Origin of the sequence: Pontibaca salina (genome assembly GCF_016307205.1) — a bacterium.
Classification (GTDB): domain Bacteria; phylum Pseudomonadota; class Alphaproteobacteria; order Rhodobacterales; family Rhodobacteraceae; genus Pontibaca; species Pontibaca salina.
Genome location: NZ_JAEIJD010000002.1, coordinates 386,610 through 412,832 on the forward strand (window position 1 = coordinate 386,610; position 26,223 = coordinate 412,832).

Here is a 26,223-nt window from a genome sequence, read left to right on the forward strand (position 1 = left end):
GTGAAATGGCTGCCCGTATCTCCTGTCACGATCCCGCTGCTGTCGCTCTTGTCTCTGTTGCTGTTGTGGGTCGCCGCCGCCGAACTGACCGCCGACCCGGAGATCTTGCCGATGCCACATGCATTGGCACGCCCCTTCTGGCGCGAGCTCAGCTCGGGCGCGCTGCCTTATCATCTGGCGCATACCGGGCTGCGGGTGCTGTGGGCCTTTGCCCTTGCGATGACCATTGGAACCGCGCTGGGCCTTATCATGGGCAGCTATCCGGCGGTCGATCGTTGGCTCGACCCGTGGCTGGTGGTGTTCCTCAACCTGCCCGCGCTCGTCTTGATCGTGCTGTGCTATCTGTGGATCGGGCTGAACGAAACCGCCGCCATCGTCGCGGTAACGCTCAACAAGATCCCGAATGTCACCACGATCCTGCGCGAGGGGGTCCGGGCGCGCGATCCGAACCTTCGGGCAATGGCGCAGGTCTTTGGCATGCGCCGCCTGACCTATCTGCGCCATGTGCTGATTCCGCAGCTTGCGCCCTTTATCGGCGCCGCCGCGCGCTCGGGTATCGCGGTGATCTGGAAAATCGTGCTGGTGGTCGAGTTTCTGGGCCGCTCCAACGGCGTCGGCTTTCAGATCCACCTGTATTTTCAGCTGTTCAACGTGGCGCTGGTATTGGTCTATTCACTGTCCTTCATCGCCGTCATGCTGTTGGTCGAGTGGCTGCTGTTGCAACCTGTCGAGCGCCATGTCCGCCGCTGGAGAACATCATGATCCGCGTCATTGTCCACCGCAAGGCATTCGGCACGACAGAGATCCTGCGGGACATTTCCTTTACCATTGCGTCGGGGGAAACCGTCGCAGTGCTTGGCCCATCAGGAATCGGGAAATCGACGCTTCTAAGCCTGATCTCGGGCATCGATCCGGCATTTACCGGTCAGATCACGCGGGCCAAGCGCATGGCCATCGTGTTTCAGGAGCCGACACTTTTGCCTTGGCGCAGTGTGTTGCAGAACATCTTGTTGGTCCATGAGGATCTCGCGCGGGACGCGGCGCTGGCCGCGCTGGCCCGTGTCGGGGTTGCGGAAAAGGCCGCATTGTTTCCCGGCCAGCTGTCTTTGGGACAACAACGGCGCGTGGCGCTGGCACGGGCCTTTGCGGGGCGACCGCAATTGTTGATTATGGACGAACCTTTTGCCTCGCTCGATCCTGCCACCGCCGAGGACATGCTCGCGTTAACTGAGGCCCTGATTGCCGAAACCGGCCCCGCCACGATCTTTGTGACCCATGCGCGCAGCGAGGCCGAACGGTTGGCCGATCAAATTTTCGAACTTGGTGGATCCCCCGCCACGATTGTTACTTCGCAACCCAGAAAGGACATGCCATGAAACTTGTCACTGCCCTGACGATCGCCACCTTTACGATGACCATACCGGCCTTTGCCCATGACCTCGGCTTTGCCGGACTGCTGTCGAAAAGCAACAAGGAAGAATTGCCACCAATCACGCTCTCGGTCGGCAAACCGATCGCCGAGGCGCCGCTGGTGCTGAAATCGGGCACCGCCTATGAGATCGAGATCACCGCTGACGGCACTGGCGAATTAGCGCTGGAGGGGCCGGGGTTTTTTCGCGCGATCTGGATCAACGAGATCGTCATAGACGATCTGGAAATCCGGCCCATCGGTCTGGACAGCGTCGAATTTGACAAGGCTGGGACCATGGAGATCGAATTCATCGCGATCAAGCCGGGCCGCTACTTCATGCGCCAGCCCGGCTCTACCGGCGAGGGGCAGCGTGTCGAGATCACTATCCAGTAACGCGGGATGAAGGCGCTCAGCGTCCGCAACGTCAGTTACCGCTTTGGCGCCAAGGTGGCGCTTGACGATGTGTCGTTTGATCTTGAAGTAGGGCGCTTTGCGGCCTTGCTCGGACCAAACGGCGCAGGGAAATCGACGCTGTTTGCGCTGTTGACGCGGTTGCTGGTGACGCGACAGGGGCAGATTTTCGTAGCGGGTTTTGACGTGCGTGCTGCCCCGCGCGCGGCGCTGGCGCGCATTGGCGTGGTGTTTCAGCAATCGACCCTTGATCTGGACATGACGGTAGCGCGGAATCTGAGCTATTTCGCGGCACTTCAGGGGCTGTCGGGAGCGGCCGCGCAGGCCAGTATCGATGCCGCCCTTGACCGGCTCGACATGCGCGAACGCGCCGGTGAAACCGTGCGCGCTCTGAACGGTGGCCACCGCCGCCGGATGGAAATCGCCCGCGCACTGGTTCACGGCCCCGAAGTGCTGCTGCTGGACGAACCCACCGTCGGTCTGGACACTGCAAGTCGGCGCGCGATCACCGCGCATGTGCATGACTTGGCCGAAGACGGCCTGACCGTGCTCTGGGCCACCCATCTTGTCGATGAAATCCGCCCCACGGATGATGTCGTCGTTTTGCACAAAGGCCGCGTTCTTACGCATCAACCAGCAGCCGAGATAGCTTGTAGCGGCGATTTGGGCGATGCTTTCATCGCCATGACCGGCGAAGGGGGCAGGCAATGACAGCCTATTTGGTAGCCTTGCGCGCCATCGTGCTGCGTGAGATGCTGCGCTTTGTACACCAACGCAGCCGTTTCTTGTCGGCGCTGGTGCGCCCGCTGGTCTGGCTGGTCATCTTCGCGGCAGGTTTTCGCGCCGCTCTTGGCGTGTCAATCATTCCACCCTATCAGACCTATATCACTTATGAGGTTTATATTGTGCCGGGATTGTGCGGCATGATCCAGCTATTCAATGGCATGCAATCGTCGCTGTCGCTGGTCTATGATCAGGAAATGGGGTCGATGCGGCTGTTGCTGACCAGCCGGTTGCCGCGCACCTGGCTGTTGTTCTGCAAACTTCTGGCAGGAACGGCGGTATCGATCCTGCAAGTCTATGTCTTTCTGGCGCTTGCTGCCGCTTTTGGGATCGCCATGCCTCCCCTCGGGTATCTCTATGTTTTGCCGGCGCTCGTGCTGAGTGGATTAATGCTTGGCGCGCTCGGACTGCTGATTTCGTCCACCATCCGCCAGTTGGAAAACTTCGCGGGTGTGATGAATTTCGTCATCTTCCCGATGTTTTTCATGTCGAGCGCACTGTATCCGCTGTGGAAAATGGCCGAAAGCTCGCCGCTTCTGCGCGATATTTGCGCGGCCAACCCGTTTACCCATGCGGTCGAGCTGATCCGCTTCGCGCTTTACGAAAGCGTCAATCTTTGGGCGCTGATCTGGGTTGTTGCCGCCTTCGCGGTTTTTCTGGTCGGAGCGTTGATTGGCTATGATCCGGCGCGGGGATTGATCCGAAAATAGCCCCATCCCCGACTAAAGTTGGTGTCTCGGTGCGGCACAGTTTTCTCCCCCTACGGGCGCGACAGGCTAAACTGACTCGATAGAGGAGGCGCTTACCCTTGGAACGCATCTTATCTGATAACCCCGAACCGCCCAACAGTCATGCAGCAAATATCGGGGGCGGGATTACATTGCGACGGCTGCAGATCTTCTGGGTTGTGGCGCATAGCGACACCTTGACCAAGGCGGCCAAGCAATTAGGGGTGGCGCAACCGTCGTTATCCCAACAGCTTTCCGGGCTGGAAAGTGCGGTGGGCGCGCAATTGTTTGAGCGTCGCTCAAACCGCATGATCCTGACCGAAGAGGGGCGCAGCATCTTGCGGCTGGCCGAGCGGGTTCTCAACAGCATGCAGGCGTTGGAAGAGGGCGTCGAGGCCATCGGCAAGGGCGCGCGCCAAACCATCCGGTTGGCCGGGCTAAGTTCAATTCTGCGGGTACTGCTGCCACAGGCGATCGCAGCGGTTCATGCAGTAACCCCGGATGCCGATTTTGATATTCACGACTGCGCGCCGGCTGAGGTTCTGGATCTGCTTTATGGGCGGCACATCAATATGGGGCTGATCGCGTCGAATTCGATCGCATCAGCTAGCGCCGGGTTTCATCAGATGCCCATTTTGGCGGACCCGCTGGTTTTGGTGGTGCCCGCGCGGCTGCGGCTCGACGACGTGCGCGATCCCGAAACGGATCTGGCCAAAGCCGATCTGGCGCTGCTGAACCGCACGATCCAGTTTTCATTTGGCACGCAATATAGCGCACGGGTGCAGGCTTGGTATGATCGTAGGTTGCCGCAAAACGCGCTGTTTGCCCGTGTACGCAGTTATGAAAGCGCCATAGCGATGGTGCAGCAAAATCTCGGCGTTTGTCTGGCACCGGCCCTGTCGACACTGGTTGGGGGCAAGCCTTCCGAACATGTACGACTGTATCGCGTCGATCTAGAGCCGCGCCACATTGTGGCTTTGGTGGCGCCGCAATATCTACACAATCCGGCCTATACCGCGTTAATCAAAGCGCTTCAGGCCGCCGGAAACGCGTACGACATGCCGCCGATCCACGACCTGCCGCGCTTCATGATGGCCGCCTTATAGGTTGGCCCTATCACCAGCATAGATGGACGTTCTCCACTGGCGGTCTACTATTGAATAAGCAGCACCGAGCTGTGCAAAAAAACCAAAGGAGAAGAGTCATGGCATGGAAAGCTCCTAAAATTGAAGAAGTGTCTGTCGGCATGGAAATCAACATGTATGCCTGCGCTAAGCAGAAATAGAACTTGGTTCTTCGTTCGTTGATCACCAAAGATCTCTGGCCATGCTGAAGATCATTGTCCTTGGCACCGCGGCGGGCGGAGGAATACCGCAATGGAACTGCAATTGCGCCGGGTGTCAGGCGGCGCGGGAACGTCCCGAACTGGTCGGTACCCAAGCCTCGATCGCGGTTAGCGGCGATGGCGAGAACTGGTTTTTAATCAACGCCTCGCCCGATATCCGCCAGCAGATCAATGCCACGCCGCAACTGCGTCCTGTCTTTGGCAGAAAACGTCATAGCCCGATTGCGGGGGTGATCCTGACCAATGGCGAGATTGATGCTGTCGCCGGTCTGCTGAACCTGCGCGAGGGGTCGCCATTCACGATTTATGGTCATGATCGCGTGCTGTCGGTTTTGGCTGAGAATAGCATCTTTAACGTGCTGAACCGTGATCAGGTGCCGCGTGTGCCGGTGCAGCACGACAAGGCGTTTGAGTTGAAACTTCAGAACGGCGCAGCCTCGGGGCTCACGGTTGAGCCTTTTGCAGTGTCCGGCAAACCCGCTTGGTATCTGGAGGGTGCAGCGCAGGACAAGGGCGGAGCAGGTGATACCATGGGTCTGCATATTCGTGAAACGGACAGCGAAAACGGTTTTTTCTTCATTGCTGCCTGTGGCCAGATAACCGGCGATCTGAAACAGCAGATCCAAGGGGCCAAGCTGGTATTTTTCGACGGCACCCTTTGGCGGGACGACGAAATGATCGCCGCCGGGCTGAGCCAGAAAACCGGTCAACGGATGGGCCATGTGTCCGTCTCGGGCGAGGACGGCGCACTGGCCAGTCTGGCCGGGCTCGACATTAAGCAGAAGCTGTTCATCCACATCAACAACTCCAACCCGATCCTACGCCCCGAAAGCGATGAGCGCCGCGAGATCGAGGCGGCGGGGTGGCGGATTCCAGAAGCAGGTGAGGAGATCGTCTTGTGAGTGCGTTTGACGCCATCCCGACGCAGGACCCGCCCTTGCTGGATGCCGACGCGTTGGAACAGCGGCTGCGGGACATCGGGGCCAAGCGCTATCATAACCTGCACCCCTTTCACGAGATGTTGCATAACGGCCAAATGAACAAGGGGCAGGTGCAGGCCTGGGCGCTAAACCGTTATTATTACCAAAGTTCAATACCGATCAAGGACGCGGTGGTTCTGTCGCGGTTCCGCGATCGACAGACCCGTATCGCGTGGCGTCATCGGATCGAGGACCATGACGGCAACACGGATAGCGAGGGCGGCATCGAACGCTGGCTGCAATTGACCACGGGGTTGGGGCTGGACCCGGCCTATGTAGAGTCGACCCAAGGTATTCTGCCGGCAACGCGGTTTGCGGTCGATGCTTATGTTGACTTCGTTGGCCGGCGATCACCGCTGGAAGCGATTGCTTCTTCGCTAACTGAATTATTCGCGCCGAGCATTCACGAGCAGCGGATCGCCGGAATGCTTGAACATTACGACTTCATCAACCCCGGCGTCATGACCTATTTTCAGCGCCGTCTGGAACAGGCGCCGCGCGATGCCAATTTCGCGCTGGATTATGTCCGCACTCACGCCACCACGCCCGCGGCCCGCGAGGCCGTGTGTCAGGCGCTGATCTTCAAGACCAATGTGCTTTGGGTGCAGCTTGACGCGCTTTATCATGCCTATGTCTCTGGCTTCCCGCCCCCCGGCGCGTTCCGGCCCGAGCGGCTGTGAACGGGGCCCGAAGACATATCCAGCTTGCGCTCGACACGCGGCCCATACTGCCGCGCCACGTGAAGCTCAAATTCGACAAGCAGCGTGAGCGGTGGCTGTTGCTGGCCCCCGAACGCATTCTTGTGCCCGATGAGATCGCGGTCGAGGTGTTGCACCTGTGTGACGGCAAGGCTTCCATCGCAGCGTTGGTGGCAGAGCTGGCCGCGAAATATGACGCGCCCGAGGCCGAGATTATGCGCGATGTGCGTGCGATGCTTCAGGATTTGGCGGATAAGGGGTTTCTGGCTGAGAACACGGAGGCGATCCCATGACAGACGCAAAGTCAGACCCTCTCGCACCGGCCAAATCAACCCCCTTTGGCCTGCCGCTGTCGGTTCTGGCCGAGATCACCCATCGGTGCCCGTTGCAATGCCCTTATTGCTCGAACCCGATCGAAATGGATCGCGCCGCGAGCGAACTTTCGACCGAAGAATGGCAGCGTGTCCTGCACGAGCTTGCGGATCTCGGCGTGCTTCAGATCCACTTTTCGGGCGGAGAGCCGACGGCGCGCACGGACCTTCTGGAACTGGTGCAATGTGCCACGGATGTCGGGCTTTATTCCAATTTGATTACTTCAGGGGTTTTGTTAACGAAGGACCGGCTTGCGGCGCTTTATCAGGCAGGCCTGTCCCATGTGCAGATCAGTTTCCAAGCCAGTGATGAGACGCTTGCCAACCGCATCGGGGCCCATCGGCGCGGTCATGCCAAGAAACTGGAGGCTGCGAAATGGACGCGCGAAGTCGGGCTGCCATTAACCGTGAACGCGGTTGTACATCGCCAGAATTTGCATGAACTGCCTGATCTGATCGACATGGCGGTGGCGCTTGATGCCGACCGGCTGGAGGTGGCCAATGTCCAATATTACGGCTGGGCACTGAAAAACCGCGCTGCCTTGATGCCCAGCGAGGCCCAGATCGAGGAGGCTACAGCCGTGGTCGATACGGCGCGCAAACGGTTGCTCGGTATCCTTGAGATTGATTATGTCGTGCCCGATTATTACGCGCTGCGCCCCAAGAAATGTATGGGCGGCTGGGGGCGGCAGTTTTTCAACATCTCGCCCGCAGGCAAGGTGCTGCCCTGCCACGCGGCGGAGAGCATAACCGGGCTGGTGTTTGACTCGGTGCGCGATCACTCGCTGGCGTGGATTTGGGAGCATTCGCCCGCCTTCAATCTCTATAGGGGTACCGATTGGATGCCGGAACCTTGCCGCAGTTGCGCGCTGAGAGAAGAGGATTACGGCGGGTGCCGCTGTCAAGCCTTCGCGCTGACCGGCAATGCCGCCAATACCGATCCGGCCTGCGCCTTGTCGCCACAGCATGACGAGATTTTTCAGACCGCAAGGCGCGAGGCCGCCGACGGGTCTTCGCGCTTCATCTACCGCAATTTTATCGGCGGCACGGCCGAACCCGAAGTGGAGAATAACGATAGATAGGGCAGGCTCAGATGAAAGGCACCCAGCCGGTGTATTGAGCACCGGGCATGTCGCGGTCGGTGATGGGCACGAACTCTATGTCGAGACCTCGGGGGATATTCATGGCACCCCGATTGTCTTTCTGCACGGAGGGCCGGGCAGCGGTGCCCAAGCAGCGCATCGCAAGCTGTTCCCTGAAAGTGCCTATCTGGTGATGTTCGATCAGCGCGGTGCGGGATTGAGCAGACCAAAAGGCAGTCGTGCCGCCAACACCACGGATCATTTGATCGCCGATATGGAAAAGCTGCGGGCGCAATTCGGAATCGACAAATGGATCGTGGTCGGCGGCTCGTGGGGCGCGACGCTGGCGCTGGCTTATGCCCAACGGCACCCCCAGCAGACTTTGGGACTGGTCTTGCGGTCGATATTTCTGGGGACCCGTACCGAGCTGGAAACCGCATTCTGTGATAATTTGGCGATGTTCCATCCCGCGCTGCACGCGGACTTTCTGGCGCTTTTGCCCGAGAGCGAACGCGCCCGCCCACTTGACGCCTATTGGGCGCATATTTTGGACAACGACACGCATCACAGCCGCCGTTTTGCCTTGGCGTGGCACGATACCGAGCGCATCTTGTCCCAGATCGCGCCGACACAGACGCGCCTTGATCCGCTTCGGCTGAATAATCGGAATATGATTTTGCCGGCCTCGCCCTTCATGGAGGCGCATTATTTCAGCTATGATTGTTTCCTGAAGAACAGGCCGTTGTTGCAGAATGCGCCGGCGCTGGCAGAGATTCCGGGTATTATCGTGCAGGCTCGCTATGACCTGTTATGCCCGCCATCGACGTCCCACAGGTTAGCAGCGCGCTGGTCGGGCGTTGAAATCCGCTATGTAGGGCAGGCGGGTCATTCGATAAACGATGGCCAGACTATGCCAGCGATGCAGCGCGCGATCATCGACATGATCGGTCACATCGCGCCATGACCCGCAGCGCGGTCTCGGGATTTACTGAGGTCGCAACCGGTGAAATCGCCGAAATTCACACCCGTTTCCGTCATTTCCGACATGACCGGACGGGCGCTGAGGCGGTGTTTTTGCTCAACGCGGATGCCGTTCAAACATTTTCTATCGCCTTTCGCACCTATCCGACGGATTCCACCGGCATCGCCCATGTGCTTGAACATTGTGTCCTGTCCGGCTCGCGCGCCTACCCTATAGGCCGACCATTTGAGGAACTTCTGAAAGGATCGTTGCAAAGCTATCTCAACGCCTCGACCAATCCCGATTTTACCATCTTTCCGGTCGCCAGCCCGCATCCACAGGATTTTAGTAACCTCGTGGATGTCTATCTTGATGCAGTGTTTTTTCCGCTGTTGACAGAGGAAAGTTTCCGGCGTGAGGGCTGGCACCAGACCGCCGATGGCTCTTATCAGGGCGTGGTCCTAAGCGAGCTGAGAGGGGTCTATGCTGCGTCCGAATATATATCGGCCGAGCAAGCCCGCCGTTCGCTGTTCCGCGCGGGTCCATATAGTCATGCTCATGGCGGCGATCCTGCGCAAATAACGGATCTGACACATGCCGCGATGAAACACTTTCATCGGCGCTATTATCAGCCCTCGAATACGCTGGCTGCATTTTCGGGGGTGGCGGACATTGCGGGAGAACTGCGTCGTCTGGATCGGGTGTTCAGCCAATTCGAAAGACGACCGCCGCCACCGCTCCTGACCGGGTCCGTGATCTCCTCACGCAAAATAGTGACATTTGGTCATTCCGGCGGCGGCCCCTCTTGCCTTGCGCTGAACTGGGCCTTTCCTAGGGCAAAGGGGCGGCTGGCAGAACTGGCCTATGATGTGCTGTGTGAGGTGGTGGTCGGGCAACCTTTCGCCCCGTTGCGACGTGCGCTGATTGATGGCGGATATTGCACAGACATCGCTGAAGGGCGGTTTCTGGACGATACTGCGCCGCCACGTCTTTCAGTTCGCCTGACTGGGGTAGACCCTGAGCGGATCAGCGACGTGGAGCGTGTCACGCGCGAAACAATCGAGCAGGTGATGCGAAAAGGGTATGGCGCTCAGGCTCTGGCGGGCGCCGTGAATGCGGTGGAGTTTCGATGTCGTGATCGCGGTACGTGGAAACGACCTCATGCGGTGGGTCTTTTGCAGGACCTCACCAAGGCTTGGCGGCTGGGGCGTGATCCACGTCTTGGGCTTGGATTTGCGCGTGAACTGGCCGAGATTCGCCGCCAACCAGCCGAGTGTTTCGAGGCGATGATGAAGACCCATCTGCTTGATAACCCGCACTTTGCGCTTGTGGTTTTGACCCCCGACGGCATGCCGAGCAAACGCGCACGCAAGGTGCCATCGCCGCCCCGCCCGAGCAATGCAGCGCGCCGCAAACCGCAGGCATCGACCGGAATACCACATCTTACGCTGCAAGATCTGTCGCCCGAGCCTGTCGCGCTACCCTTGGCGCGCGAACAGGTCAGCGGCGTGCCTGTCCTGTTTCACCACCGGCCGACCAACGGGCTGACCTATGTCGACCTTGCTTTTGACCTTCAGGGAATTGCGCAGCTCTCATGCGTGGCGCTGTTCGGCCGGATATGGCTGCAATCGGGAACCACCTGCCGCAGCGCGCAGGACATGGCGCTTAGGATCGGCACGGAAACCGGCGGCCTGTCCTGTCAGGTTGTGTGCCCGACAATGGGAAAGGGGCAGGGCGCAGCTGCGCATCTCCTCCTGCGCGCCCGTGCATTGACGCAGCAGGCCCCGTGCCTATTCGACATTCTCGGCGAGTTGTTGAGCGAGGTTGAGATCCCCGAGCCGCCACAATTGGCCAAACTCGTGGCATCAGAAATCATCCGTCTTCGGGCGCAGATCCTTCCCAAAGCGCATGAATTTCTGGATCGACGGCTGCGGGCTCAGATCAACGGGGCCGAACAGACGGACGGTCTGAACTACTTGCAATTTCTCCATGATTTTCAAAGGGTGCTTCGGCGCGACCCAGATCAGGCCCGCCAGCGCCTTGAGGACCTGCAGAGGGCTATTTGGTGTCGCAAACGGCTTGTGATCAGTATCATTCATGACCAGTCGGGCAGTACAGACCTTCTGAGGCGAGCCGAGCGGCTGATTGTTTCACTATCCGAGGGAGATAGGGCCAAATCCGCCGATACTCTGCCAGTGTCAAAGCGATCCGAAGCGTTCATTGTCCCCGGCGAGGCCAATTTCGTCGGAATGGCATTTGATACGCGCAATCAACCCGCATGCACTGCGTCGTTTGCCGTCGCGCTGCGATGGCTTGAGACCGGTTGGCTACGGCAGAGGATACGAGACGAAAACGGGGCCTATGGCGTTTTGTGCCGAGGCGATGCTATGAGCGGTATCAGCACGTTTCTCTCCTATCGAGATCCGCATATCCTGCCGACGCTTGACGTGTTTTCCGCAGCAGGGCAGCAATTGGCACATGGGATCAGCAAAGAGGATCTGACTCGCGCGATCATAGCCACTATCGGGGCTTTGGAGCGTCCGCGATCGCCGCCCGATTGCGGATTGCAAACGCTGACGGATTGGTTGGCCGGATGGACCACCGAGCACCGCAACGGGTTTCGCGCCGCAGTGCTGGCCACCGAACCAGATGATCTGGAAGATGCCGGCAATGTATTGAGCAGCGCCGCAACTTCAGCCCACATCGTTATACTTGGCGGCAAAGAGGCGCTTGCCCAAGTGCTGGCGCAACGTCCACATTTGGTCACCCTGAATGATCTGCCCGGAAACTGATCGCACAATCCCCCCCCCCTTAGGGAGCGGTGTATTTTCCGCATAAAATATGCTATATTTCCAGCTCACATATCATCTAGGAGAGTCGTCATCAGAACCTCCGTCCTTGTCGCAGTGCTCGCGCTATCCGCCAGTGGCGTGTTCGCAGCGGATAAATCCGTCGAGAATCCGCTGATCGAATCCCCCACATGGATAGAGTTGCGCGATGATATTGTCGGAGATGTGACATTACAGGACGGCACAGGGCTTTTTACGGTCGACGCTCCGTATCGCGCCTTCGATGCAGCCACAGTGCCAATCTCGATCATTCAGACCGACACTGACGCGGTGATCACCCAAGCGGATATCGTGATTGATGAAAATCCCGCGCCGCTGGCCGCTAGAATGAGCTTTGGCACCGGGATGTCACCGCTGAAGCTGGAATTGCGCGTCCGGGTAAACACCTATTCCAATATCCGAGTGATCGCGCAAACCGATCAGGGCAGCTTTATGCAGGGACGTTATGTCAAGGCGTCCGGTGGATGTTCGGCGCCTGCAACGAAGGATCCCAAGGCCGCGCTTAAGGGCATCGGACAAATGCGGCTCAAGCCGATCGCCAATGCATTGCCCGCGTCGGGTCAACGCCGCGAGGCGCAGATTATGATCCGTCATCCGAACTATTCGGGGTTTCAGCGTGACCAGATCACCCATTTGTTTATGAACGCGCATTTCATTGACCGTCTTGACGTCTATCAAGGCGACGACCTTCTGTTTACGCTGGACGGCGGGATTTCGATCAGCGAAAACCCTGTATTCCGCTTTGAATATACGGATAACGGTGCCCCGGCTTTGCGGATCCGGGCCGAGGACACAGAAGGCAATGTGTTCGAAGAGATGCTCGACAAGGGCACATCCTCGTAAGTCCGCGTTTCAGAAACAGATGATATCGGCCTCGGCCTGCGCGCGGCGCAGTTCAGCGACCAGATCTTGTGCCATGCGTGTGGTGCGAAAGATCGACATCCGCTCGCCGCCAGTCTGCTGCATCGAGAGGACGGTCTCGGCTTCGATATATTGCGCATAAGGCAGAATTGATGCGATCCGATCAATCGAACACGCGCATTTGCGCAAGACGTCCTGCCCCTGACCATTTGCCGCCATACAGCCAAAAATGTAATCCGCCCGCGCTTCGGTTGGGTAATCATTGATGGTTTCAGGAACCGATTGCGCATCTGCCGACATGGCCAGCAACCCCGCGCAGAGGAGAAGCCCGAACCGCATCATTGAGCTGCTCCCGCATCCGTTAAGGCGAGTGCACTGTGGTAAAGCGGTGGCGTGGTTGGGTCGCCCGGCACCTCGGCGACAAGAGCCGTATACCAACCTGGCGCGTCGTCCGATACCGTGACGGTCAAGGTCAGATCGTCATAGCCCTGCATGTTGGCATTGTTGCGATCCCCCTTAAGGGGGCGCAGGGTAATTTGTTGGGCGGTGATATTCTGCCCGTTGGTTTCTGCAGAAAATTCTTTTATCTCGGTCGGCTCGCGCAGTGCGTCCTTGATGCGGTTGCGGATGTAGTACGGGCTGCCGCCGGTATTCTGCGCCACGTCGTTAATGACGGTCTCAAAAAAATACATGATCATCGGGTTGCCCACCGTTGCTGGAAACCGGCCAATAATCCGGTGTTGGTCGCCTTGCTGGAAGTCGAGTTGCGCCATGTCGTCTGGGACGAGGCTGAGAACGATGCGACCTGTGCCGGCTTGTTCCATCTGCGGATTGGCGGGAACGGACACAGTGCGAGCGTAGGTCAATTGATGGGCGGCCGGAACGTCGGACAATGTGCCGGTTCGAAAAATGAGATCAAATGGGTCCGCCGCATATAGAGGTCTGAATGGTAACAGCGCGAGAACCAGTAGCAAGATCGGAAATCTCATTATTATCGACATCCTCGACGGCTCCGTGATTTGGGATCAGTTTATGCGGTGCAACCCATCTGTCACCAAAGACTTATGTCGGCGTCGACTGTTAAGATGGGCTGGTCGGGCGCGTCTTCCAGTCGATCAGCGGCCGCAAGCGCGATAGGTGAACGGGTTTTGTCAAAACCGAAAAGTTATGCTTTTGTCCTGCCTGTAAAAGCTTTTCACTGCGATCGGCTGTGATCATGATCGCAGGGATTTCAGATTTCACCAATCGGCGCAGTGCTGCGATACAGCGGATGCCATCATCATTATTTTCCAGATGATAATCCGCGAGGATGATATCCGGTGCCATGCCGATTTCGCGGACCAATCGAATCGCTTCGCGTGTGCCTTGCGCAGCAAGCACGCTCGCGCCCCAGCTTTCCAGTTTTTGTGTGGTGGCGAACAACACGTCGGGGTCATTTTCGACCACAGCGACGATCAGGCTCATGTCGGAACGCGGAACCGAAGAAATCTGCGGCTGGACGCCACGTGCCGCGTCGCCCCCTTGTGCGATTGGCAACTCCAGCGAGAATACCGACCCTTTCCCCGGTTTTGAGCGAACGCTGACCTTGTGACCAAGATGGCGGCAAGCCTGTTCGACGATCGATAGCCCCAAACCCATGCTCGCCCGCGAGCCGGCGGCATTGATGCGGGTGAATTCGCTGAAGATCCGCTTTTGGTCCTTGCGCGAAATCCCGATACCGGTATCCCAGACTTCGAGAACGGCCTTGTTGCCGCGGCGCCTGCACCCGACCAAGATGCGCCCGGACGGCGTATACTGGATCGCGTTCACCACGAGGTTTTGCACGCAGCGCAGAAGGTAGTGCTGGTCGCTTTTTACACGCAGACCGCTTGGTACGATGGACAGGCGAAGGGATTTTTCGGCCGCTAAGGGCGCACAATCCTCGCTGATATGGCTTAGGATCTGATCGATCGCGAATTCGCTCAAGGTGATTTCGCTTCCCGTTGACTCAAGTCGCGAAATGTCGAGCAGCGCATGCAGCAAAGTTTCCATTGATGAGAAGGCGCGGTCCAGCCGGTCTATGGTTTCGACCATGTCGCTTTGGCGCGACCTGTCAACCAGAGATGAAATGAGCAGCTTTGCCGCGTTGATTGGCTGCAGTAGATCATGGCTCGCCGCAGCCAGGAAACGGGTTTTGGAGGACACCGCCGCTTCGGCCTCTTCCTTGGCGATGCGCAGCTCATCTTCGACCCGCGCTTGTTCGTCGTATTGCTGGCGCAATCGCAGATTGGCCTGCGTAAGCTCGGAAGTTCTTGCCTGAACGCGCCGTTCCAATGACTGGGTTGTCTGGGTCTCGACGGTGATATCCATGATGTTCACGATAAAGCCGCCGTCGGGCAGCATGTTGACCTGAAGATCCAGAACGCGGCCATCGACCTGTCGGATCCGATCCCTCAACATACCCTCGCGGCGCAGTTGAAGGATCCTGTCCTCGATGCGGCGATAGGGTCCGAGGGCCTGAAATTGTCGGTTGCGGGTCACATGTTCTAGAATTTGGGCAAAGGCCGTTCCCTTTCGGCGCAGGGGATAGGGGAGGTCGAGTAAACCCCCGAACGCGGCATTCTGGATCAGCAGCGTTCCTTCGGCGGAAAACGTGCAAACACCTTGGGTCATATTGTCAAAGGCGGCTTGCAGGAAATGGGCCTGCTTGTCGATCAACCGATCTTTTTCCAGACGATTCTTGCGCACAATTCCAGTAATTTCCGTCTGCAAAAGCGCTGTGCTGTTGGAGCTGGTGCGCCGGGAAATGACTTGAAACCACCGGTCATGCGGCAGGGCCAGAACAAAGGAGGCACGTTGCCCAGCACGCCGGGTCTGGCCCGGGGTGCCGACATCCGGATCTACGCTCAGCGTTGCCGATTTGCTGTCTTCAAGCAGGTCAAAATAGGCATCCAGCGTCAGGTTAGAGGTAATCCGTGCGGTAATATCGGGGATCAGGGACCGGAATACGTCATTGCAAATCTCAAGCTTGCCAGCAGAGAAAAGGGCAAAGCCACCATCCATGATATCCAGCGTATCGGCCAAGTTGCGCTGCATCTGGTCGCGGGCGTGTTCGGTACTTTCCAGCACGACACTGGCCTTTCCCAATGTGTCGAGCGCAAGTTCCAAATCTCTGGTCTTTTCCCAGACTTCGCCTTGGAGAGATACTGCAGATTGAAACAGCGAATAGGGCGAGCCGCCGAAATCTTGCTCACGGTCGGCGCGCCGGATCAGCGCATCAATGATGCGCAACTGTTTCTTGACTTGAATTTCCGGAGGCAGGTTTTTGTCGATCAGCATGCTGTCTCCCGTTGAGGTGTGAAAAAGGCGACGCCGACGAAGGTCTGGTTGACATGAACACCGCAATGCTGCTCGCCGAATGTGTTAAACCCGAGCACGCGATGGCCGCGCAGCACCTCTGACGCCTGATGAGCAATGGCGTTCTGCTCGATTTCGAGCTTGCGCAGGAAGCAATCGAACCCGAGGATCAGATTTGGTGCTTCGTTGTCGGGGCCGGGCACGCGAAGACCGCTTTCGAGCGTTTCCAGAATCCCGTTGCTGCGGCCCAGCGTCAGCAATAGGCCGTCGTCAATCGCGCAAAGGAACGATAGCCCGCCGTTCTCTGTGACTTGCTGAATGGCGCGAACATGCCATGCGTTATGACTGCGCACCAGCACGGGATTTGCGGCAAACACGCGGGGCGAAAGATCCGCTACGCCGCAGCCCACCAAACGTGCATATTCCTGCGCTGCAGCCGAACCGTTGAGTTCCAGTACTATACGTTCGTCCGGTCGCGCCCGGGTCACGACCATGCGTTCCTCTGTGGGTAAAAAGTGGTTAAAGCCGATGCCTCGGAACGTCAGATCGGTTTCCACTAGGATCAGCACGGCTGCGTCACTGTAAAAACGGCGGTTATGCAGCACGAAAGTTGAGTTGAATGCCATACCACCGGCGGCGGATCCCCCGAACACTGGGATATCCTCTAAACCGGCCTCGAGCGCGGCAACCAGCACTTCCTCTTGTTTTGATAACCCGTCACTCAAGACGAGGGCGAAACGGTTCCAGCCGGCGGATCTACTGAAACGGGTGGACAGTCGGCGCGCCGCCGCCGCTGTATCGGCGATGGATACAGGGGCCAGAGGATGGATTAAGGTTGAGGAGCAACGGAAATGATTGCGCGGAAAGCTCACGATTAGTAGTGCATCACTTTCATAGCCTTGAGGTGTAATCTGGCCTGCAGTGGTGCATCCAAACGCCAGCGTTTGGGGCAGGTAGCGGGACAAAGCGGTGGCAACGCAATGTGGCTCCAGCCGCTCGGGTACAAACACCAAGGCAAAGCAAATACCGTTGTCCGGCAACTCTGCGACCGCTTCGCGCACGGCGTCATTGGGGTTGCGGGCGCGCGATACGCCGACACCGACGATTTTGTCGCTCGGGAGGATATTTGCGGCGCTGTCCTCCATTGCGAAATCAGCTCAGCAGCGCGCGCAGATCGGCATCCGAAATCTGGGCGTTCGGATCGAGGCCCGCACTGCGGACCAACATCGCCGCTTGGGTGCGGTTGTGAACGCCAAGCCGGCGCAAAAGCGCAGTAATATGCGCCTTCACTGTGGCCTCGGCCAAAGACATCTCATAGGCGATCTGCTTGTTGGGCTTGCCGGCACAGATCAGTTTCATGATCCGTGCCTGCTGTGGGGTCAGGTCCGCGATCTTGCGCGCGATTTCACATGTGGACAGCGCGTCGCCGGAGGGCCCGGACGGGGCGGTGTAACCCGGCGGAAGGTATTTTTGCCCTTCGCGCACGACCATCAACGCATTCTGCAACACCTTGGGCGACGCGTCCTTGGGCACGAACCCGGCCGCGCCTGCCTCCATCAAGGCTTGGATTGTTTCGTTCGAAGAGACTGCCGAGATGACCAGAATCGGTACGTCTGGCATCCTGTCCCGGATTTTCAGAAGGCCGCTCAGGCCGGTTACATCCGGCAGCCTGAGATCCAAGACCACCAGATCCGGCATGAAGCGCGGACTGAGCAATTTCATCGCGTCGCTGAGGGTTGTCGCCGTCTTGACCGTCTGGAGCTGGTAAATTCGCTTGAGAGTCGACGCCAATGCATCGCAATAGAGCGGATGATCATCGATCACGAGAGCCGCGCGAATCATCGCAAGACTATGTTTATCGTCTAGGGGCTTCAATTATGTGTTCCTCCCCGCCGGGAGCTTAACAAATTCAATCGCATCAGTCGCGCAAATTTTACGCGTCCGGCCAGAGGTTTGGCGGGATGGCTAACAGGCAAGCCAGTGTACAAGGGTTCAAGCGTGCCGGGATTTGTAAACGTGACTGGCAATGGCATCCATCAATGCCGGCGACAGGCAATCATAGGGCGGCAACCCAAGTTCGCTGAGGCGGGCGCGATAGGCGGGCATCAATTCGGGATCGACACCGCTCTCGATTATCGACGATACGAAGGCGGCGAATTCGGCAGGGGCCCAGCCCTTTTCCTGTGATAGTTCGGTATGAACGAAGTCGAGCCCGTGAAATGGATGGTCGGCATCTTCGATGCGGCCATACATGTGAACCCCGCACTCTTTACAGGCATGTCGTTGGATCACGGCAGATGGATCGACGACTTCCAGCTTGTCGGCGTTCTCGCTGATGTCGACATGATCCCGGGCAATGACGGCAACCTGTGAAAACACTGCGCCATTTGGCTTCCAGCATTTTGTACAGCCACAGACATGGTTATGTGCCGTCTGCGCAGAAAGCTTCACTCGAACCGGGTTGGTGGCACAGTGACAGGTCAATGTTCCGCCAGTAAACCCTTCGGACGCGGGCTCGACGCCATTATCGACCTGCGGATGGATTTTAAGATTGTGTTGCATGGCATTGTCTCCTCCGAACAACTTGTTGAGCAGGGGGCGGTCTTTTTCACCCTCCTGCTGATCTTCGGCGGAACAATAATCGGCTACGTCAGCATGTTTCGCAATTTAGCTATTAGAATTGGTTTGGCGGCCACAACCTTTAAAAATGTGACCGCTCGGCTAATGGGCTGGCCTTGTCTCGCTAGAAGCGGAACCAGCAATCTTAGAAGCCGCATCGCCAGATCGCGCCGTGGCGGTCAGTCATCTGTCAATACGTGCGGCCATGATTGCGATGGCCTGCTGGTAGACGCTCGCGGCATTCCATTCCCGAATCATCGCGAAATTCGGCTCTCCTGGCTGGTAGCCATGACCGGTGCGCCACCCCTTCTGGCGCAGGTAATTGGCGGTCGAGGCCAGCGCGTCCGTGATGTTGTAGAAATTAACCGATCCACTGCCCGTGGCATCCACGCCATAGGTCAACGCATTGCCGGGCAAGAACTGGGTGTGGCCCAACTCGCCATGTCTGGCCCCCAATGTGGCGCCGGTGATCGCGCCGTGATCGACCAGTTTCAAGGCGCCGATAGCGTGCGGCACAAAGAAATCCGAGCGTCGGCAGTCATAGGCCAGCGTTGTGATCGCCGAGACGACTGGCGTATCGCCCATGAAGTTGCCAAAGCCGGTTTCCATCCCGTGAATCGCAATCAAAACGCCAGCGGGCACGCCGTATTGGCGTTCCAGCGCCGCGTAGAACTCGGGATTGCGTGCCTTGTGTCGGCGCCCTTGTGCCACGATCGTATCCGCGCCGCGCACTTGCATGAACTTGTCCAGCGAATATTTGAACGATCTCTGATTGCGATCTGCCGCGATCGTGCGCGTAGAGTATTGCGCTTGCGCCAACGCCTCAAGGCCACGCTTCCCGACACCGGCGCGCTTGGCCTCTTGCGCAAACTCGCCCTTCCACGCCCTAAAGCCGGCGCTGTCGTTGCCGCATTGTGCCGCAAGTGCGATCTGCGGCAGAGCAAGGGCGAAACACAAAGTCAGGGCGGTGCGCAAACGGAACATGGCAAGCTCCTTTGTTGATTTATAACCATTCACGCTAGCGCGGTGAGCGCGAAACACAAGACGAGGCTTGCGACGACAGCGCCAAGGACAACTGGTGTCCAGTAACGCGATTTTGCACGACGGTGAGGCACCCGTCTGATCAGACAGTGCCTCTCGCATGTCGCTGTCGCGCGGATAAACCTCGTAGCTACCGATGGTTAACAGTTCGGCACATTCACGGCCAATCCGCCAAGCGCAGTTTCCTTGTATTTGTGATGCATATCCTCGCCTGTTTGGCGCATAGTTTCGATACAGGCATCCAGCGGCACGAAATGGGTCCCATCGCCACGCAGACTGAGCGAGGCCGCGGATACAGCCTTGATCGCACCCAGACCGTTGCGTTCGATACAGGGCACCTGAACCAGTCCCTTGACCGGATCACAGGTCATGCCGAGGTGGTGCTCGAGAGCGATTTCAGCGGCATTTTCAATCTGCTCGGTCGTACCGCCCATAACTGCACATAATCCGGCCGCTGCCATCGCCGATGCGCTGCCGACCTCGGCCTGACAGCCAGCTTCGGCGCCGCTGATCGAGGCGTTATACTTCACCAGCCCGCCAATAGCAGCAGCGGTCAACAGGAAATCCTCTACTTTGGCGCTGCTGGATCCGGGAACATGGTCGAGATAATAGCGGATCACTGCCGGCACCACACCGGCGGCACCATTGGTCGGGGCGGTGACAACCTTGCCGCCGGCGGCGTTTTCCTCATTCACGGCCATCGCATAGGTTGCGATCCAGTCATTGATCACATGCGGCGCGGTCAGGTTCTGGCCGTGCTCGGCACGCAGAGCTTCATGTATCCCACGGGCGCGGCGTTTGATTGACAGGCCGCCGGGCAGGATACCTTGGCCTTCAAGCCCGCGATCGATACAATCATTCATCACTTGCCAGATCTGTTTCGTGCCGGTCTTCAGTTCGGCGTGGCTAAGCCGGCTCAGTTCGTTTGTGCGTTTCATCTCGGCGATGGTTTTGCCCGAAGCATTCGCCATCTCCATCATTTGCGCGGCGGATTTGAACGGGTAGGGAACCGGCGCGCCGTCATCGGTATCCTTCCCGGCCGCCAGTTCGGATTCGGTGAGAACGAAACCACCGCCGACCGAGTAATAGGTTTCTTGCAAGGTGACATCGCCCTGCGCGTCGGTCGCCATGAGAATCATGCCGTTGGCGTGACCGGGCAGGGTGCGGTCGTAGTCAAAGACCAGATCGCGTGCCGGATCAAAGCGCAGCCGCCCCAGACCGTCGGGGGCAACATGCGCGCTGGCATGAATCTCGTCGAGCGCCGCCTGCGCCGCGTCGGCATCGTAGGTATCGGGGCGAAAGCCGGCCAATCCGAGAATGGTGGCGCGATCCGTGGCATGGCCGACACCGGTAAAAGCCAGCGATCCGTGCAGCGACGCACGAACCCCCTCAAAGCCAAAGGGTGACGCCCGCATCAGGTCAAGAAATCGTGCAGCGGCGACCATTGGTCCCATTGTATGAGATGAGGATGGTCCTAAGCCGATCTTAAACATTTCGAAAACCGACAAAAACATAATATGCCTCTCGTTTTGCTCCGCCGCTACTGTCGTCGCGCAAAAGGCAGATCGCAGTCGGCAAATTTCGCGCCAGCTTTGCTGTCTGGCAATTTCCCTGGGCCAAAACCCTGTTGTGGCTGAAGTCGTAGAAGATCACCATCGATGCTACGCACCGGGGATCCTCATCGCGCACTTGGCCGACACTAACACGCCGGGACGGGCCGACAAGACCGCAAACGCAATCTGCTGCCCTGATTTGGCTGGTGACCCGATCAGGACATTGTGATACTGCGCCGTCATGCTGCCCTAAAATAGCGTGGCAGGTTCAGTGTGGCAATTGCCCCTCGCACCCTGCGCGCATCTTTCCTATAAGCGGACCAATTCACAACGGAGCCACTTATGACCGCAGAATTGTCGCCGAACGACAAGGCCAAATTCGTAGCCGCCAAACGCGCCGCCGATTTCGTCGAGGATGGAATGAAGGTGGGGCTGGGCACTGGCAGCACCGCCGCCTGGCTGGTGCGGCGTCTGGGCGAAATGGTGCGCGACGATGGTCTGCAGATCAAGGGCGTGCCGACCTCGACCCGAACCGCCGAGTTGGCCCGTGAAGTCGGCATTGAGGTGATCACGCTTGATGAAGCCAAATGGCTGGATCTGACCATTGACGGGGCCGATGAATTCGACAGTGATCTGAACCTGATCAAGGGCGGCGGCGGGGCGCTGTTGCAGGAAAAGATCGTCGCGACGGCGTCTGACCGGATGATTGTGATTGCCGATATCGGAAAGCAGGTCGAGACGCTGGGTGCCTTTCCTTTGCCGGTTGAAGTGGTTCCCTTCGGTTGGCAGGTGACGCAAAGATTGATTGAGGAAGCGCTGATTTCGTTGGATGTTCTCGGCCGAGAGGCTGCCCTGAGAATGGATGGTGATGCGCCTTTCGTGACCGACGAGGGTAACTATATTCTGGATCTGCATCTGAACCGCATCGGGGACGCTCGCCAGTTGGCGATGGTCCTGAATCAGATTGCTGGAGTGGTTGAAAACGGGCTGTTCATCGATATCTGTGACACCGTCGTTGTCGGTTTTGGCGATGGCCGGGTCGAGCTGCGCGACGTCAAGAAAGGCAAGGTCGATGGTGATCTGCCGGAGGCTCCGGAGAGTGACAACCTGTTTACCGATCAGACAGACTGAGGATTTCATCACATGAGTTTCGATTATGATCTTTTCGTCATTGGTGGCGGATCGGGCGGTGTAAGGGCAGCACGCGTGGCAGCGGGCGAATATGGGGCCAAGGTCGCTCTGGCGGAAATGGATCGCTATGGCGGCACCTGCGTGATCCGTGGTTGTGTGCCGAAAAAGCTGATGGTGTTTGCTTCGGAATTTGCTGAAACAGTGGATCAGGCCCGTGCCTATGGCTGGGCTTTGGAGCAAGGTCCTTTTGATTGGCAGGCCTTTCGCACGAATCTGGAAGGCGAATTGGACCGGCTGGAAGGTATCTATCGCAGTTTGCTGAAGAATTCGGGCGTCACCTCCTATGACGCGCGGGCGCGGATCAAGAATGCCCACACGGTCGAGCTTTCAACGGGCGAGACGATCTCGGCCAAACATATCTTGGTGGCAACTGGCGGCCAACCGGTACGGCCCGATCTGCCCAACGCGGAACTGGGGATCGTGTCGGATGATATTTTTCACCTTCCGGAACTTCCGAAATCCATCCTGATCGTCGGCGGGGGCTATATCGCCAGCGAATTCGCCTGTATCCTGCACGGGCTGGGTGTGGAAGTGACGCAATATTACCGTGGTGCCCAGATCTTGCGCGGTTTTGACGGCGAAGCGCGCGGGTTGATTGCCGAACAGATGCGCGAACGCGGCATTGCGTTGCACACCGGCACCAATATTGTCGATATGGCCCCGGCGAGCGAAGAGCACCTTCACGCACCAGTGGAGGAGGCTTCGGCGCTATCGCAACCTGTCCCCCAAGCATCCCGCAAGGCCAATGGCGGCCCGATCTGGGTCAAGGCGACGAATGGCGATGAAAATGTGTTCGATATGGTCATGTTTGCCACCGGACGGGATCCCAATACGGCTGATCTAGGACTTGAAGGGGTGGGCGTAACCCTTGGCCAGCGCGGCGAAATCTGCGTTGACGAATACAGTCAAACGGGCGTACCATCGATCTATGCAATCGGGGATGTAACCGATCGGATCAATCTCACGCCGGTGGCGATCCGCGAGGCTATGGCCTTCGTGCACACCGTATTCGGTGGGAAACCCACGCCGGTGGATCACGATCTGGTGCCGTCGGCGATCTTTACGCAGCCCGAAATGGGCACCATCGGCCTGAGCGAAGAAGCTGCGCGCGAGCAGGAGCCGGTCGAGATTTATTGCACCAGCTTCAAGCCGATGCAGAGCGCCTTTGCCGGACAGGCGGACCGGGTGCTGATGAAGCTGGTGGTCAGCAAGGAAACCCGCAAGATTTTGGGCTGTCACATCGTTGCGCCGAACGCCGCTGAAATGATTCAGCTTGCGGGCATTGCCGTAAAGATGGGCGCGACCAAGGAAGATTTCGACCGCACCGTGGCGGTGCACCCCACCATGGCCGAAGAAATCGTGACCATGCGCGCAGCGGCGCGCAGTTCTTGAATAATCAGCGCCAATGCGCAATTAGGAGACAACGCCGCAAAATAATGCGGCTTTGATAAAGGGGAAATGACTATATGGCGGGCAACAATGGTGGCCCCTGGGGCGGCGGCGGATCGTCCGGCGGTGGCCCGGGAAACCGGGGCAACGGAGATGACAATCGCGGCGGAGGCCGCCGTCCCGAGGGTGAGCGTCCGCAGATCCCCGAAATCGAGGAGCTAATGAAGCGCGGCCAAGACCAGTTGCGTGTCCTGATTGGGGGGCGCGGCGGCAAGGGCGGCGGTGGCGGTGGCGCCTCTGGTGGCGGCGGGCCACGCTTGACCCGTGGCACCATTGGGCTTGGCGTGCTGGTCGGTGCGGCTGTCTGGGCGATGGCCAGTCTATACACTGTCAAACCCGAAGAGGAATCTGTCGAACTTTTCCTCGGCAAGTTTTCGGGCATTGGACATCCGGGTCTGAACTTTGCGCCGTGGCCTTTCGTTACATATGATGTTGTCAATGTGACCTCCGAGCGTACCGAGACTATCGGGCAAGGTCGCGGCGCCGACGGCGGCGGATTGATGCTGACAACCGACGCCAATATTGTCGATATCGACTTTCAGGTGGTGTGGAACATCAACGACCCCGCGAAGCTGTTGTTTAACATCCGCGATCCGCAGCTGACTGTGCAGGCGGTCTCCGAATCGGTGATGCGCGAAATTATCGCTGCGTCGAATCTTTCACCGATCCTGAACCGTGATCGCGGCATCATCGCCGACACGGCGATGCAAAATATTCAGGAAACGCTGGACGAATATGAAAGTGGGATCAGCATCGTGCGGGTCAACCTCGACACCGCCGACCCACCGGCAGAAGTTATCGACTCGTTCCGCGAAGTGCAGGCCGCTGAACAGGAACGCGATCGACTGCAACGCCAGGCGGATGCCTATGCCAACCGCGTGTTGGCTCAGGCACGGGGTGAGGCGGCTCAGGTCCTCGAACAGGCCGAAGGCTATCGCGCCCGCGTCGTCAACGAGGCAATCGGTGAAGCAAGCCGGTTCCTCTCGGTTGCGCGCGAATTCAATCAGGCTCCGGAAGTGACACAGCGTCGACTCTATCTCGAGACGATCGAACGCACGCTTGGCGACGTTGATAAGATCGTGCTCGATCAGTCGACCGAGGTCGGCGGACAAGGGCAGGGCGTTGTACCCTATCTGCCGCTGAACGAGCTGCGTCGTTCCGGATCAACAGGAAACTCCGGTCAAACCGGCGGTACCGGCACCAATATTACGACCGGAGGGACCAACTAATGCGCAAATCCTTGCTCTTTGTGGTGATTGCTATCGCCGCGCTGATTGGCTTGCTCGCTTCCGTGTTTATCGTGGATGAGCGGGAAAAGGCGCTGGTCCTGCAATTCGGTCAGATCCGTCAGGTGATCGATGAGCCGGGACTGGGCTTCAAGATTCCGATCATTCAGGAAGTGGTGAAATATGATCGCCGGATCCTGTCGCTTGACACCGATACGATTGAGATCACGCCATCAGATGATCGGCGGTTGGTGGTCGACGCCTTCACACGCTACCGGATTGCCGATGTGGTCCGGTTTCGCCAGGCCGTCGGTATCGGAGGCATCCGCACAGCCGAGGACCGGCTGTCGTCAATCCTGAACGCCCAGATCCGCGAGGTGCTCGGTGCCGATCAGGTGACATCGGATACGATCCTGTCACCCGAACGACGCGAACTGGCCTTGCGTATTCGTGCTCAGGCCCGCGCCAGCGCCGAAGGGCTGGGTCTTGAGATCGTGGACGTGCGGTTGAAACAGACCAACTTGCCGCAGCAGAACCTTGACGCGACCTTCGCCCGGATGCGGGCCGAACGTGAACGCGAAGCCGCGGACGAGATCGCCCGCGGGAACGAGGCGGCGCAGCGTGTTCGCGCTGCCGCCGACCGCACCGTGGTCGAAACCGTCTCGAACGCCGAGCGCGAGGCCCAGATTACCCGCGGTGAAGCCGATGCCGAGCGCAACCGTGTCTATGCACAGGCCTTTGGCGACAACCCCGAGTTCTTCGCCTTCTATCGCTCGCTCAGCGCTTTCGAGCGCAGCTTGCTGGCCAAGAATACGACCTTGGTGATCTCGCCCGATAGCGAGTTTGTCGGACCGCTATTCGAAGCCATCCGCGCCGAGGGGTTAAGCGAGGTGAAGATGGACAATGTCGATCTCGAGCGTTTGCGCGAGCTTGCTCCAGAAAGCGAAATATCACCGGATCTTCCAGAGGCAGAGCGCAAACGACTGGAAGAGGATGCTGATGCGCAGGGGCTTGAGGACGCGGCCGAAGAGGGCAGCTCTGAACCTGCAACTGACGCTCAGGATGAGGATGGGGTGATCAATTGATCGCGACCGTATTTCTGGCCCTCGGGCTGGTACTGATCGTAGAGGGGCTGGCCTGGGTGCTGGCCCCTTCGCTTATCGAACAGATGCTGATGGCGCTGCGAACGCTGCCTGACACCGCGCGCCGCCAGATCGGGGCGCTGGCCTTTGTACTCGGGCTGATCCTGCTTTGGATTGCCCACGCCCTTGGTGCATGACAGGGCCGTCCCCTTGATGGGCGTAAGAGACCCGCATGGATTTCACATC

Annotated in this window: 27 protein-coding genes; 19 read left to right on the plus strand and 8 right to left on the minus strand. The window is 58.5% G+C overall.

Annotated elements, in window-relative coordinates; genetic code table 11:
- The 14 genes from JAO82_RS04525 to JAO82_RS04590 all read left to right on the plus strand — a co-directional run bounded on the left by JAO82_RS04525 (position 1) and on the right by JAO82_RS04590 (position 12,462).
- Positions 1-762, plus strand: coding sequence for an ABC transporter permease (locus JAO82_RS04525; protein ID WP_332872481.1), 762 nt, complete (start codon positions 1-3; stop codon positions 760-762).
- Positions 759-1,376 (plus strand): ABC transporter ATP-binding protein, encoded by a 618-nt coding sequence (locus JAO82_RS04530; RefSeq protein ID WP_198685149.1) that lies wholly within the window; start codon positions 759-761, stop codon positions 1,374-1,376. The genes JAO82_RS04525 and JAO82_RS04530 overlap by 4 nt, the downstream gene beginning before the upstream one ends.
- Positions 1,373-1,804 (plus strand): hypothetical protein, encoded by a 432-nt coding sequence (locus JAO82_RS04535; RefSeq protein WP_198685150.1) that lies wholly within the window; start codon positions 1,373-1,375, stop codon positions 1,802-1,804. The genes JAO82_RS04530 and JAO82_RS04535 overlap by 4 nt, the downstream gene beginning before the upstream one ends.
- Before the next feature lie 6 nt (positions 1,805-1,810).
- Positions 1,811-2,533 (plus strand): ABC transporter ATP-binding protein, encoded by a 723-nt coding sequence (locus JAO82_RS04540; RefSeq protein WP_198685151.1) that lies wholly within the window; start codon positions 1,811-1,813, stop codon positions 2,531-2,533.
- Positions 2,530-3,315, plus strand: coding sequence for an ABC transporter permease (locus JAO82_RS04545; RefSeq protein ID WP_198685152.1), 786 nt, complete (start codon positions 2,530-2,532; stop codon positions 3,313-3,315). Before JAO82_RS04540 ends, JAO82_RS04545 begins: the two co-directional genes overlap by 4 nt.
- Before the next feature lie 98 nt (positions 3,316-3,413).
- Entirely contained in the window at positions 3,414-4,439 is a 1,026-nt protein-coding gene (locus tag JAO82_RS04550; RefSeq protein ID WP_232897215.1) for a LysR family transcriptional regulator, read from the plus strand.
- Between the two features lie 98 nt (positions 4,440-4,537).
- Positions 4,538-4,618: a pyrroloquinoline quinone precursor peptide PqqA gene (gene pqqA, locus JAO82_RS04555; protein ID WP_198685240.1), complete on the plus strand. Its 81-nt coding sequence runs from the start codon at positions 4,538-4,540 to the stop codon at positions 4,616-4,618.
- Between the two features lie 41 nt (positions 4,619-4,659).
- Positions 4,660-5,580 carry a pyrroloquinoline quinone biosynthesis protein PqqB gene (pqqB, locus tag JAO82_RS04560; protein WP_198685153.1) on the plus strand — a complete coding sequence of 307 codons (921 nt, stop codon included), beginning with the start codon at positions 4,660-4,662 and terminating at the stop codon, positions 5,578-5,580.
- Complete coding sequence (gene pqqC / locus JAO82_RS04565; RefSeq protein ID WP_198685154.1) at positions 5,577-6,338, plus strand: pyrroloquinoline-quinone synthase PqqC; 762 nt, start codon at positions 5,577-5,579, stop codon at positions 6,336-6,338. The genes pqqB and pqqC overlap by 4 nt, the downstream gene beginning before the upstream one ends.
- Positions 6,335-6,649 carry a pyrroloquinoline quinone biosynthesis peptide chaperone PqqD gene (gene pqqD, locus JAO82_RS04570; RefSeq protein WP_198685155.1) on the plus strand — a complete coding sequence of 105 codons (315 nt, stop codon included), beginning with the start codon at positions 6,335-6,337 and terminating at the stop codon, positions 6,647-6,649. The genes pqqC and pqqD overlap by 4 nt, the downstream gene beginning before the upstream one ends.
- Entirely contained in the window at positions 6,646-7,809 is a 1,164-nt protein-coding gene (gene pqqE / locus JAO82_RS04575) for a pyrroloquinoline quinone biosynthesis protein PqqE (RefSeq protein ID WP_198685156.1), read from the plus strand. The genes pqqD and pqqE overlap by 4 nt, the downstream gene beginning before the upstream one ends.
- Positions 7,810-7,843: 34 nt before the next feature.
- Positions 7,844-8,773: a prolyl aminopeptidase gene (gene pip / locus JAO82_RS04580; protein WP_198685157.1), complete on the plus strand. Its 930-nt coding sequence runs from the start codon at positions 7,844-7,846 to the stop codon at positions 8,771-8,773.
- Positions 8,770-11,562 carry an insulinase family protein gene (locus tag JAO82_RS04585; protein WP_198685158.1) on the plus strand — a complete coding sequence of 931 codons (2,793 nt, stop codon included), beginning with the start codon at positions 8,770-8,772 and terminating at the stop codon, positions 11,560-11,562. The genes pip and JAO82_RS04585 overlap by 4 nt, the downstream gene beginning before the upstream one ends.
- A 114-nt stretch (positions 11,563-11,676) precedes the next feature.
- The gene (locus JAO82_RS04590; RefSeq protein ID WP_332872482.1) at positions 11,677-12,462 is read left to right on the plus strand and encodes a quinoprotein dehydrogenase-associated SoxYZ-like carrier; all 786 of its coding nucleotides are present in this window, start codon (positions 11,677-11,679) and stop codon (positions 12,460-12,462) included.
- A gap of 9 nt (positions 12,463-12,471) precedes the next feature.
- On the opposite strand, the gene JAO82_RS04595 is transcribed toward JAO82_RS04590, so the two are convergent.
- The 8 genes from JAO82_RS04595 to JAO82_RS04630 all read right to left on the minus strand — a co-directional run bounded on the left by JAO82_RS04595 (position 12,472) and on the right by JAO82_RS04630 (position 20,990).
- Positions 12,472-12,822 (minus strand): hypothetical protein, encoded by a 351-nt coding sequence (locus tag JAO82_RS04595; protein WP_198685159.1) that lies wholly within the window; start codon positions 12,820-12,822, stop codon positions 12,472-12,474.
- Positions 12,819-13,469, minus strand: coding sequence for a hypothetical protein (locus tag JAO82_RS04600; RefSeq protein WP_198685160.1), 651 nt, complete (start codon positions 13,467-13,469; stop codon positions 12,819-12,821). The genes JAO82_RS04595 and JAO82_RS04600 overlap by 4 nt, the downstream gene beginning before the upstream one ends.
- A gap of 91 nt (positions 13,470-13,560) precedes the next feature.
- Complete coding sequence (locus JAO82_RS04605; RefSeq protein WP_232897216.1) at positions 13,561-15,798, minus strand: hybrid sensor histidine kinase/response regulator; 2,238 nt, start codon at positions 15,796-15,798, stop codon at positions 13,561-13,563.
- Complete coding sequence (locus JAO82_RS04610; protein ID WP_198685161.1) at positions 15,792-16,961, minus strand: FIST N-terminal domain-containing protein; 1,170 nt, start codon at positions 16,959-16,961, stop codon at positions 15,792-15,794. The genes JAO82_RS04605 and JAO82_RS04610 overlap by 7 nt, the downstream gene beginning before the upstream one ends.
- A 7-nt stretch (positions 16,962-16,968) precedes the next feature.
- The gene (locus JAO82_RS04615) at positions 16,969-17,691 is read right to left on the minus strand and encodes a response regulator (protein ID WP_232897217.1); all 723 of its coding nucleotides are present in this window, start codon (positions 17,689-17,691) and stop codon (positions 16,969-16,971) included.
- Between the two features lie 117 nt (positions 17,692-17,808).
- A complete protein-coding gene (gene gfa, locus JAO82_RS04620; protein ID WP_198685162.1) occupies positions 17,809-18,378 on the minus strand; it encodes an S-(hydroxymethyl)glutathione synthase in 570 nt (189 codons plus the stop codon).
- A 240-nt stretch (positions 18,379-18,618) separates the two neighbouring features.
- On the minus strand, positions 18,619-19,419 hold the full coding sequence (locus JAO82_RS04625) for a lytic murein transglycosylase (RefSeq protein ID WP_198685163.1): 801 nt from the start codon (positions 19,417-19,419) through the stop codon (positions 18,619-18,621).
- A gap of 197 nt (positions 19,420-19,616) precedes the next feature.
- The gene (locus JAO82_RS04630; RefSeq protein ID WP_198685164.1) at positions 19,617-20,990 is read right to left on the minus strand and encodes an L-serine ammonia-lyase; all 1,374 of its coding nucleotides are present in this window, start codon (positions 20,988-20,990) and stop codon (positions 19,617-19,619) included.
- Between the two features lie 381 nt (positions 20,991-21,371).
- Between JAO82_RS04630 and rpiA the strand changes: the two genes are divergently transcribed.
- The 5 genes from rpiA to JAO82_RS04655 all read left to right on the plus strand — a co-directional run bounded on the left by rpiA (position 21,372) and on the right by JAO82_RS04655 (position 26,174).
- Positions 21,372-22,160, plus strand: a complete 789-nt coding sequence (gene rpiA, locus JAO82_RS04635) for a ribose-5-phosphate isomerase RpiA (RefSeq protein WP_198685165.1) — start codon at positions 21,372-21,374, stop codon at positions 22,158-22,160.
- 12 nt (positions 22,161-22,172) lie between these two features.
- Positions 22,173-23,612, plus strand: a complete 1,440-nt coding sequence (locus tag JAO82_RS04640; RefSeq protein ID WP_198685166.1) for an FAD-dependent oxidoreductase — start codon at positions 22,173-22,175, stop codon at positions 23,610-23,612.
- Between the two features lie 74 nt (positions 23,613-23,686).
- Complete coding sequence (gene hflK / locus JAO82_RS04645) at positions 23,687-24,898, plus strand: FtsH protease activity modulator HflK (protein WP_198685167.1); 1,212 nt, start codon at positions 23,687-23,689, stop codon at positions 24,896-24,898.
- On the plus strand, positions 24,898-25,980 hold the full coding sequence (gene hflC, locus JAO82_RS04650) for a protease modulator HflC (protein ID WP_198685168.1): 1,083 nt from the start codon (positions 24,898-24,900) through the stop codon (positions 25,978-25,980). Before hflK ends, hflC begins: the two co-directional genes overlap by 1 nt.
- Positions 25,977-26,174, plus strand: coding sequence for a DUF2065 domain-containing protein (locus JAO82_RS04655; RefSeq protein WP_232897218.1), 198 nt, complete (start codon positions 25,977-25,979; stop codon positions 26,172-26,174). The genes hflC and JAO82_RS04655 overlap by 4 nt, the downstream gene beginning before the upstream one ends.
- The last annotated feature ends 49 nt before the right edge of the window (positions 26,175-26,223 follow it).

Coding starts and splice junctions, on each gene's coding strand:
- JAO82_RS04545 (WP_198685152.1), top strand. CDS start 2,530: ATGACAGCCTATTTGGTAGCCTTGCGCGCCATCGTGCTGCGTGAGATG.
- JAO82_RS04640 (WP_198685166.1), top strand. CDS start 22,173: ATGAGTTTCGATTATGATCTTTTCGTCATTGGTGGCGGATCGGGCGGT.
- pqqB (WP_198685153.1), top strand. CDS start 4,660: ATGCTGAAGATCATTGTCCTTGGCACCGCGGCGGGCGGAGGAATACCG.
- JAO82_RS04535 (WP_198685150.1), top strand. CDS start 1,373: ATGAAACTTGTCACTGCCCTGACGATCGCCACCTTTACGATGACCATA.
- JAO82_RS04540 (WP_198685151.1), top strand. CDS start 1,811: ATGAAGGCGCTCAGCGTCCGCAACGTCAGTTACCGCTTTGGCGCCAAG.
- JAO82_RS04605 (WP_232897216.1), bottom strand. CDS start 15,798: ATGCTGATCGACAAAAACCTGCCTCCGGAAATTCAAGTCAAGAAACAG.
- JAO82_RS04530 (WP_198685149.1), top strand. CDS start 759: ATGATCCGCGTCATTGTCCACCGCAAGGCATTCGGCACGACAGAGATC.
- JAO82_RS04585 (WP_198685158.1), top strand. CDS start 8,770: ATGACCCGCAGCGCGGTCTCGGGATTTACTGAGGTCGCAACCGGTGAA.
- hflK (WP_198685167.1), top strand. CDS start 23,687: ATGGCGGGCAACAATGGTGGCCCCTGGGGCGGCGGCGGATCGTCCGGC.
- gfa (WP_198685162.1), bottom strand. CDS start 18,378: ATGCAACACAATCTTAAAATCCATCCGCAGGTCGATAATGGCGTCGAG.
- rpiA (WP_198685165.1), top strand. CDS start 21,372: ATGACCGCAGAATTGTCGCCGAACGACAAGGCCAAATTCGTAGCCGCC.
- JAO82_RS04630 (WP_198685164.1), bottom strand. CDS start 20,990: ATGTTTTTGTCGGTTTTCGAAATGTTTAAGATCGGCTTAGGACCATCC.
- pqqA (WP_198685240.1), top strand. CDS start 4,538: ATGGCATGGAAAGCTCCTAAAATTGAAGAAGTGTCTGTCGGCATGGAA.
- hflC (WP_198685168.1), top strand. CDS start 24,898: ATGCGCAAATCCTTGCTCTTTGTGGTGATTGCTATCGCCGCGCTGATT.
- JAO82_RS04610 (WP_198685161.1), bottom strand. CDS start 16,961: ATGGAGGACAGCGCCGCAAATATCCTCCCGAGCGACAAAATCGTCGGT.
- JAO82_RS04595 (WP_198685159.1), bottom strand. CDS start 12,822: ATGATGCGGTTCGGGCTTCTCCTCTGCGCGGGGTTGCTGGCCATGTCG.
- JAO82_RS04625 (WP_198685163.1), bottom strand. CDS start 19,419: ATGTTCCGTTTGCGCACCGCCCTGACTTTGTGTTTCGCCCTTGCTCTG.
- pqqE (WP_198685156.1), top strand. CDS start 6,646: ATGACAGACGCAAAGTCAGACCCTCTCGCACCGGCCAAATCAACCCCC.
- JAO82_RS04600 (WP_198685160.1), bottom strand. CDS start 13,469: ATGAGATTTCCGATCTTGCTACTGGTTCTCGCGCTGTTACCATTCAGA.